Raw genomic sequence first — 8,251 nt, 5'->3', positions numbered from 1 at the left:
ACATATATTTGGCTGCCCAATTGATTTTTTATGCCTCAGTTTCTAACTGAGCCAGCTTTTCTTAGTCTAAACTCCAGCCCAAACATACCCACAGATATCTCCCCAAAGAAGATGACATTCATCCTGAAAAAAAACTCCCCACTTACCTGATTCGATTTCTTGGCGATGAGCCTATAACCATTGGGTCACTTCTTAGGTTTTTTTTGACCAGTTCAGGATCTGTTTTAGGGTTACGTTTTTGAGATTTTTTCCAGCTTAAACCAGCAGAGTCAAAAATCTCATAGTAACTTTGCTGAGAACTAAAAACAATCTCATACCGCTCTTCTATATAAGCTTTTAGTTCTCCTAAATTCCCATATTTTTTTCGTACCCCATCAATAATGGCTGCTCGTTCCTCAAGTTTTAAATATCCCACGGAACCCTTATAAGCCAGCTTCAGAGCAGATACACCTTGCATGGTGAATATCTGAGTCCATTTACTAATAAAGCCAGAACTCACTGATAAACATTCCTGAATCTCGCGTTGCTTATATCCTTTGGGCTGCATAGAGACGGTAATTTCTCGTTTCAAATCGCGCGGATCGGGATTAGATTGGATAAATTCCGTTAAATATTCTAACATATACAAATTATGTAGCGATCGTGGCTATTATCTCATAAATCATTTAGGATTGCTATATCAACAACACAACAGCAGAATATTTTACCCCAGAAATGGATGCAGCTTTAGATATTGGCAATTGGCAAAGTACCCAGGAGATTTCCATAGAAGCGGCGCGTCATTACCCGGACAATGGAGAGATTTATCGGTATGCTTACATTCTCGCTACCTCAAAAGTTACTGTTAGTCCCAGTGATGCATAAAAGCGTAAAAACATTCAAGCAAGTCGCCAGTGGATGAGAGAAAAATGGCAAAATTATCGCCGTAACTTGGTAGCAGTAAAAGCGGGTGAATGATTAGCTACAGCTATTCCCAGATGAAGAATATTTGGCGCGCGGTGCGATTAATTATGCTTATATTCCGGCAATTACTATCGAGCCAACGAATCGACTCATTATTGTTGTTTATGTCGAAGATAGTGGGACAAAAGCTGTTCTTGATACGGATGCGCCCTACCCCATAATCACACCAAAAATTGCCCAAAAAGCCAATTGATATAGAGTTGAGCGGCTGGATAGGAAAACAATGTTAGTAAGACGAATGCGGCTAGAAGCGAGTGTTATTCGCCTGAACATGACTTTACCTGCTGATGAAGGTGAGGATTTAACCGTGGATAATACAGCTTTTATTCCTGATGTTGAGGAATACTGGAAAAATCTTGTTTGTTCAATCGATAAAATCGGTTTTTGACAAAGGATTCGTTATCTTGTTGATCCGGTGGCTAGTGATAAAACTTTTTCCGCTCTAAAAATTAATAAAGTTTAGGACTTTTAATAAATGAATATATATATAATTTTTTCCAGATTTTGGTATAAAAAATATTGTTAAAAAATGATGGGGTGGTTCACTAAAAGCGATTATTGAGTTCGATCGGCGTTGGCAGATTATTGAATTTGCTGTATTCGGCTCTGTACAATAGATAATAGCCGATGCGCGAGGCTGCACAATATACTCAACAACACCATTACCATTCCCCAAACCTTCAAAGTAACTCACGAACAGTTCCAGCAAATTGCTGCCGTCAATCCTGAGTTAAGACTAGAGAGAACAGCTACAGGAGAATTAATTGTTATGCCCCCCACAGGAAGCGATACAGGCAAACGCAACCAAGATGTGTCAGGACAACTGTAGCAGTGGAATCGACAAATCAAGTTAGGAGTAGTATTTGACTCTTCTACTAGTTTTCAACTGCCCAATGGGGCCGATCGCTCCCCAGATGCCTCCTGGGTTAAATTAGAACGGTGGCAAACTATCACACCCAAAGAACAAGAAGGTTTCGCTCCCCTTTGTCCAGACTTTGTTGTAGAATTGGGATCTAAATCTGATAACAGGGAACCATTGCGAGAAAAAATGCGGGAATACATCGTGAATGGAGCAAGTTTGGGGTGGTTAATCGATCGCAAAAATAAGCAAGTCGAAATATACAGACAAAATCAGGATGTGGAAATATTAGATAATCCCAGCACTTTGTCAGGGGAAGATGTGTTACCAAGGTTTGTCTTAGATTTAACAGATGTTTCGTAGTGACACCGAAAGATTCACCAACAGCAATATAATAAATTAGAGCAGTACGTCAATCCCAAATCTCAAATCCCATGCCTCTAACGCTTTACAACAGCTTGACCCGTCGTGAATCACCTTTTGAACCCATCGAACCAGGAAAGGTGCGGATGTACTGCTGCGGCGTTACGGTATACGATTACTGCCACGTCGGTCATGCCCGCGCTTACATTGTTTGGGACATGGTGCGGCGCTATCTGATGTGGCGGGGATACGATGTGCGCTACGTGCAGAATTTTACAGATATTGACGACAAAATTCTCAACCGCGCCCGCGAAACCAATTCCACAATGGAAGCGGTGGCGCAACGCTTCATCGAGGAATATTTTGCAGATATGGACAAGCTAAATATTCTCAGGGCCGATGAATATCCCCGCGCCACCCATACAATGGACGGCATTAAAAGGCTGATTCACGAATTAGAAAATAAAGGTTATGCCTATGCTTCCGGCGGCGACGTTTACTACAACGTGAGGCAATTTCCAGATTACGGAAAACTTTCCGGCCGCAAGTTGGAAGAAATGCAGGCTGGGGCTAGCGGTAGATTGGAAACTGCAGAAATAGAAGCTCAAAAAAAGCAAGATTCATCAGATTTTGCCCTGTGGAAAAGTGCTAAACCGGGAGAACCTGCTTGGGATTCATCTTGGGGAAAAGGTCGCCCCGGATGGCACATCGAATGTTCGGCGATGGTGCGCGATTGCTTGGGTGAAACAATTGACATTCACTGCGGCGGTTCCGATTTAACTTTTCCGCACCACGAAAACGAAATTGCTCAATCTGAAGCCGCGACGGGCAAGTCCCTGGCTAATTATTGGATGCACAATGCTTTTGTGACTGTCAATGGCAAAAAGATGTCGAAATCTTTGCACAATTTTATTACAATTCGCGATTTATTGGATGGGAATTGGTCGGGCGATACAGCTTTGGAAGAAAGCGAGAAGTCAAAAGCGGTAGAACCGATGGCGGTGAGGCTGTTTGTGTTCATGGCGCAGTATCGCAGTCAAATTGATTTTACCGAAGAGGCGATCGCCTCCGCTAAAAATGGCTGGCACACTCTTAAGGAAGGCTTACTTTTTGGCAGTCAACACGGATCAAAACTGGGTTGGGATGTTGAGAAAATTGATAAATTGACTGAAGAAAATAACACATTAGTCCAGCAATTTCAAGCAGCTATGGATAATGATTTTAATACTCCCGCTGCTTTGACTGTGCTGTTTGAATTAGCCAAAGAATTGGGCAAGGAAAGCAATGTTTTAGTGCATCAAGGCAAAACAGAAATTTCGCCGGAATTGTTGCAGCAAAAATGGGTGGCTTTGGTAACTTTGGCAGGGGTTTTGGGTTTAGAAGTTCAGCCGGAAAGTGATAGCAATGATGCGGCTGGCGGTTTGAGTGATGGGGAAATTGAGGCGATGATTCAGCAGCGGAAAGATGCCCGAATAGCTAAGAATTTCGCTGATGGCGATCGCATTCGCAACGAACTAAAGGATCGGGGCATTACTTTGATAGATCAAAAAGATGGTACAACAATTTGGCATCGCAGTTGAAATTTAGAGTTTTTTAACCGCAGATGAACGCCGATGAAATTCCATCCGCGTTCATCTGTTGATATCTACGGTTAAAAACTCCCATTGACAAACTCCGCAAGAGCCGCGACAAATTCTGCTGTTGATTCATAGGGCAAAACATTGCGCCCCGGCATTAATAAACCCTCAGCGTTGGGAAAATAAGCTAAATATTGCGCTAATCTTTCATCCGGTTTCTCTTCCTTACCCGCTTGACTGATGCTTGAGGCTTTTTCTCCCATCACAACGAGTACGGGGCGATCGAACTTTTGAATCGTACCGCTATAATCCTGGCGCCAAAACCCCGCTAAAAACGAGAAAACCGCGTGTCTGCTGTCAGGATTTGCCGCCCCAGCCTGCAAAGCATCCAACCATTCGCTGTCAACTTTTGCCGCATCGCCAAACAGTTGTTTCACTGAAAAAGAACGCAAAAACTCAGCGCGTCTGGCGTAGCGGTAAAAAGCGTTTCCCAAGGGAGAATTTAACAAATTCCAGACAATTCGTTGCTGTCTTTCTGTCGAATGTTTGTTCATTACCGCCCAAGCGGGAGGCCCCGCGAGAACTAACCCGCGAATTAAATTTGAGCCGCTTTCCTGCTGCATTTTTGCTAAAGCCAAGCCTACAGACAGTAAAGCACCTTGCACGAGTACGATCGCAGGTTTTTTGACTACAGTTTCCAAGAAATACAGCAACTGTGCGGCCCAATCCTCTGGATAGCAAGCCACAGCCGGCATTTCGCAATCGCCGCAGCCCAAAAGGTCGGGATTGTAAATCGGATTAGTGTTCCCTGCTTTGTACCAACTCTCACAAAATCTATGCCAAAAGATTCTTGACAAACCAACTCCTATCGGATGAATTAATAACAAAGGGATGCTATCTTCTGTCGCAGTAGTTGGGTTATAAACTTCATAAGCACAGCGATAATTTTGCCATTCGTAAAAGAGCGTTGGTGATTTTATAGACGAAATGGCGGACAAATCTTGGGTGGAATATTGGGGCTGCATATTAATCTTTTAATTTTTAATGTATTATGCTACGACTATGCGAGTTTGAGCTTGGACATTTGGTTGTGAGTGGGCAATACGCATCTCTACATTGCTGCCGAGTGCGTTGAGAAAACTAAATAGGCGTTCTGTAGAGAAGTCTTGAGCGCGGTACAAGGCCAAACCCATGATTTGCTGGACATCTTCGGGAAACTCGCGCAAGCCGTCGAAGGAACTGCCGATCCATTTAACGGGTTTTAACAGCGAATTCATATTCTTAATTATATTGTTTATATTATAAAAATTATAATAACATCAAGGGTGAGACGATAGCCAAAAATATAATTACTTAATCATGTCAGAACAGCGGATAACTATTTCTTTACCTAACTTGCTGCTAATTGTAGCATCGTCCTTGCTGCTAGTGCTGCTGTGGCAATTGCGGAGCCTGCTAGTAATTCTAATGATATCAGTTGTGCTGGCTGCTTCGATCGTCCCGATCGTGAATTGGGCAGAAACCATGCGGGCTCCCCGTTGGCTGGCGGTGATTATGGTTTATTTAACTCTCATCGGCGGATTTAGCGGGACGGTAGTGTTAATCGGGCCCACGGTAATCGAACAAATAGAGTTACTGCTGCGGCAGCTACCAGTTTATGTCGAAAGTTTGCGAACTGTGGCAACTAATTTATTGAGTCGCCTAACCGACGATGCCCCAACCTTGGTGGGTCAGTTGGTGGACACTCAATCGCTGACTAATTGGCTGATTCGATCGAGCCAACAACTGGTTTTGCGATCGTACAGCTTAACCAGAGGCATTCTCGGCGGTTTCTTCAGCCTAGTTTTAGCATTATTTATTTCAGGTTATATGGTTGCCGACAGCGACACATTAATCAAAAGTTTGGTGCAGTTTTTTCCGAAACCTTGGGACGCAAGATTAGCCGCACAAGTGGCGCCAATTGGTCAAAGAATGGGAAGCTATATTCGCGGGCGAGTTTTAGTTTCGGGCATTTTAGGGATATTTATTACCACAGGTTTGAGCATTTTGGGAATGCCGGAATTTGCTTTAGGCTTGGGTGCGATCGCAGGTGTTACCAACTTGATTCCCTTCATCGGCCCCGTGTTGGGAGCAGTACCAGCATTAATCGTAGCATTAGCTAAAGGTGGCTGGGTACTTTTGTGGGTATTACTGTTATTTGTAATCATCCAGAATTTAGAAACTTACGTACTAGATCCTTTGCTGGTGGGTTCATCAGTTGGTGTGCATCCTTTATATCAATTGCTGTCTGTATTGGGAGGAGTTCAAGTATTAGGAATTATTGGAGCTGTAATTGTGCCACCTTGGTTTGCGGGAGTGGCAGCTTTGATTGAAAACTTGTATTTAAAACCCAAACTTAGGAGCGAACATCGAGAGGCAATAGATCGGGCTAAAAATAATTCTGACTTGCCACCTCTGACACCTTCAGCGTAACAGCAGCTTACGCCTTGAGAATTCAACACAGTAGACCCCAATTGCAAGCATTCGCTCACCTCTGTGGAAAATATCTGCGTTTATCCGTGTTTATCTGCCTTGCATCTGCGGTTGACTATCAATCAAAGATTCATGCAATAAATCTAGTATCCACAAGTCCGCTGACTAAGGACTAATTGCCACTTCAATGCGGCGGTTGCGCTGCCGATTAGTATCGGAACTATTATCCACCGAAGGGCGACTTTCCCCATAGCCGATCGCCACCCAATGATACTTCTGACCTAGCACACCAGACAAATACTGCACCACAGCCTGAGCCCGCGCAAACGACACATTGCGATTGTCCGCCGCTTCCCCCGCGTCGTCAGTGTGACCCGCAACGCGCACAGTTGCCCCCTCGTGATTGCTCAACTCCGCCACCAAATTGTCCAAAATCGCATTAGTTCCCGCGCGCAAAGAAATGCTGCCAGTATCAAACAAAACATCGCTGGGTAGAGTCACCATCAGCCCATCCCCCCCAAACACCGGATTATTGGTATTCTGTGGGGCAGTATTCACCGTTTCAGGGTTCAGACTCGGGCTGCTGCCGATCGCCGGTAAAGCAGGGGCAACACTTGCCGCCGTTTCCGGCGCCGCCAATTCCCGCGACATCAACTGCAAACGCTTTTCCAAAGTTTCAGTCGGGCGGCTGCTGCCCAACTGACTCTCCAAAGCCGCCGTGCGGCCAATCAGCGCGTTGAGTTCGCCCTGCAACTGTCTCAAATCCGACTGCAATTTCTCTCTCTGGGCAGGACTGACTTTTGACTGGGGAGTAGGTGTAGCGGTTGGGGGCGGGAGCGCAGGAATTGGCGTTGCTGGGGCGCGTTTCGGGCTGGAGGTCAAATTTTGAGTAACACGCAGCAATCTCTCTGCCAGCGGCATCTCCGTCGCGCCTGACGGATAAATTTGAGCGATCGCCATGCCCAGAACCCACGCAAAACCGCTGCCCACCCCCAGCAGCAGCAGTCGAAAAATCAGCGACAGTACAAGCAAACCTTTTCCCCGCGACTTGGAGACGCGAGTGGGGGGGATTGAAGGTTTTTGGTTAAAAGATCGCGTCATATTTCATCCCTCTCAGTGTACATACCAGATTAATTTCGATACTATCTTACCTATCCGATTTGAAATTTGAGATTTTAGATTTGAGATTTCTCCTGCAATCTCAAATCTAAAAAAGAAACCCGGTTTCTATAAATCTGGGGTTGGGTGGCGAAGCATCGAGGCAGAAACCGGGTTTCTAGTCCGTTGCGTGCCAGTCTGAATCTGTTGGATAATTCAGTAAAACTTTTGGAAAAAAAACCGATGACTGACCCTTTAAATAGCCCTTATCCCGTTCCTTGGGAATGGATTACTGCCACTCATGCTAAAGTGAGCTCCACTGCCGGCACAGGCCTCCGCTATTACCGCAGTCCATCCCTAGTTTCAACTAACGGCCAATACGCAGCTTACAGTCGAATTGAGTTGCAAGTGCAGCCGGAATTCTCCCAGTGTCGGGTTAGCAGCGTCATGTTTGTGGAAAATCTCAAAACCGGCGAACTACAAACAGTGGCGGCTGCTTCGCCACTGGCGGAAAGTGGGATGTATGGTAGCGAGGATACAGATATGTCCGGGACGATCGCCATTTTAGTGCCTGTTTCTTGGAATCAAGACGGTTCCCGCATTCTCGCCCGCGAATTTGAAGCAATTTTCAACTCTTCTGATATGTCCGACTACGGTGTCATTTGGGACAAAAATGATAATTACACTTATACCGTTGCTCCCGCTCGCAGTCTTTACACTCATGCTGTATTGTTGGGTTGGAGTCAAGTTTGTCCCGGAAAAGTTCTGTTCCGCGCAGGCAATTTGGGCGATCGATCTTGGCCTCTTTGTGCAGTGGATATGACAGGGCAAACGGTACCTGTCACCGAGGACAAACCCCTAGTTTTCGGCAGTCAAGCCAGCACAGACTGGATCGAACCTAAAACTCGTTTTTAGATAT

At 45.2% G+C, this 8,251-nt stretch carries 9 protein-coding genes and 1 pseudogene; 6 read left to right on the top strand and 4 right to left on the bottom strand.

Annotated features, from left to right (window positions below):
* Positions 1 to 142: 142 nt before the first annotated feature.
* Complete coding sequence (locus QUA53_RS24400) at positions 143 to 622, bottom strand: winged helix-turn-helix domain-containing protein (RefSeq protein WP_333100258.1); 480 nt, start codon at positions 620 to 622, stop codon at positions 143 to 145.
* A 92-nt stretch (positions 623 to 714) separates the two neighbouring features.
* Between QUA53_RS24400 and QUA53_RS24395 the strand changes: the two genes are divergently transcribed.
* From QUA53_RS24395 to cysS, 4 genes and pseudogenes are all read left to right on the top strand, one after another.
* Positions 715 to 864 carry a hypothetical protein gene (locus tag QUA53_RS24395; protein WP_333100257.1) on the top strand — a complete coding sequence of 50 codons (150 nt, stop codon included), beginning with the start codon at positions 715 to 717 and terminating at the stop codon, positions 862 to 864.
* A gap of 337 nt (positions 865 to 1,201) precedes the next feature.
* On the top strand, positions 1,202 to 1,351 hold the full coding sequence (locus tag QUA53_RS24390) for a hypothetical protein (protein WP_333249134.1): 150 nt from the start codon (positions 1,202 to 1,204) through the stop codon (positions 1,349 to 1,351).
* Positions 1,352 to 1,600: 249 nt separating this feature from the next.
* Positions 1,601 to 2,185 (top strand): annotated as a pseudogene (locus QUA53_RS24385) (Uma2 family endonuclease).
* 71 nt (positions 2,186 to 2,256) lie between these two features.
* Positions 2,257 to 3,765, top strand: coding sequence for a cysteine--tRNA ligase (gene cysS / locus QUA53_RS24380; RefSeq protein WP_333100255.1), 1,509 nt, complete (start codon positions 2,257 to 2,259; stop codon positions 3,763 to 3,765).
* A gap of 71 nt (positions 3,766 to 3,836) precedes the next feature.
* Here cysS and QUA53_RS24375 read toward each other — a convergent pair whose 3' ends face one another.
* Both QUA53_RS24375 and QUA53_RS24370 read right to left on the bottom strand, forming a co-directional pair.
* The gene (locus QUA53_RS24375; protein ID WP_333100254.1) at positions 3,837 to 4,787 is read right to left on the bottom strand and encodes an alpha/beta fold hydrolase; all 951 of its coding nucleotides are present in this window, start codon (positions 4,785 to 4,787) and stop codon (positions 3,837 to 3,839) included.
* Positions 4,788 to 4,811: 24 nt separating this feature from the next.
* On the bottom strand, positions 4,812 to 5,039 hold the full coding sequence (locus tag QUA53_RS24370; protein WP_333100253.1) for a hypothetical protein: 228 nt from the start codon (positions 5,037 to 5,039) through the stop codon (positions 4,812 to 4,814).
* An 82-nt stretch (positions 5,040 to 5,121) separates the two neighbouring features.
* Here QUA53_RS24370 and QUA53_RS24365 point away from each other — a divergent pair, with 82 nt between their 5' ends.
* Positions 5,122 to 6,234 (top strand): AI-2E family transporter, encoded by a 1,113-nt coding sequence (locus QUA53_RS24365; RefSeq protein ID WP_333100252.1) that lies wholly within the window; start codon positions 5,122 to 5,124, stop codon positions 6,232 to 6,234.
* 165 nt (positions 6,235 to 6,399) lie between these two features.
* Here QUA53_RS24365 and QUA53_RS24360 read toward each other — a convergent pair whose 3' ends face one another.
* On the bottom strand, positions 6,400 to 7,335 hold the full coding sequence (locus QUA53_RS24360; RefSeq protein ID WP_333100250.1) for an OmpA family protein: 936 nt from the start codon (positions 7,333 to 7,335) through the stop codon (positions 6,400 to 6,402).
* Positions 7,336 to 7,575: 240 nt separating this feature from the next.
* Between QUA53_RS24360 and QUA53_RS24355 the strand changes: the two genes are divergently transcribed.
* Positions 7,576 to 8,247 (top strand): hypothetical protein, encoded by a 672-nt coding sequence (locus QUA53_RS24355; protein ID WP_333100249.1) that lies wholly within the window; start codon positions 7,576 to 7,578, stop codon positions 8,245 to 8,247.
* Positions 8,248 to 8,251 lie beyond the last annotated feature (4 nt).

This window comes from Microcoleus sp. Pol12B3, from assembly GCF_036701355.1.
GTDB lineage: Bacteria > Cyanobacteriota > Cyanobacteriia > Cyanobacteriales > Microcoleaceae > Microcoleus.
This window is presented reverse-complemented; position numbering and strand designations above follow the sequence as displayed.

Excerpts from the sequence above, each read along its gene's own strand:
- QUA53_RS24375 (WP_333100254.1), bottom strand. The coding sequence starts at position 4,787 with ATGCAGCCCCAATATTCCACCCAAGATTTGTCCGCCATTTCGTCTATA.
- QUA53_RS24360 (WP_333100250.1), bottom strand. The coding sequence starts at position 7,335 with ATGACGCGATCTTTTAACCAAAAACCTTCAATCCCCCCCACTCGCGTC.
- cysS (WP_333100255.1), top strand. The coding sequence starts at position 2,257 with ATGCCTCTAACGCTTTACAACAGCTTGACCCGTCGTGAATCACCTTTT.
- QUA53_RS24400 (WP_333100258.1), bottom strand. The coding sequence starts at position 622 with ATGTTAGAATATTTAACGGAATTTATCCAATCTAATCCCGATCCGCGC.
- QUA53_RS24365 (WP_333100252.1), top strand. The coding sequence starts at position 5,122 with ATGTCAGAACAGCGGATAACTATTTCTTTACCTAACTTGCTGCTAATT.
- QUA53_RS24355 (WP_333100249.1), top strand. The coding sequence starts at position 7,576 with ATGACTGACCCTTTAAATAGCCCTTATCCCGTTCCTTGGGAATGGATT.
- QUA53_RS24395 (WP_333100257.1), top strand. The coding sequence starts at position 715 with ATGGATGCAGCTTTAGATATTGGCAATTGGCAAAGTACCCAGGAGATT.
- QUA53_RS24390 (WP_333249134.1), top strand. The coding sequence starts at position 1,202 with ATGCGGCTAGAAGCGAGTGTTATTCGCCTGAACATGACTTTACCTGCT.
- QUA53_RS24370 (WP_333100253.1), bottom strand. The coding sequence starts at position 5,039 with ATGAATTCGCTGTTAAAACCCGTTAAATGGATCGGCAGTTCCTTCGAC.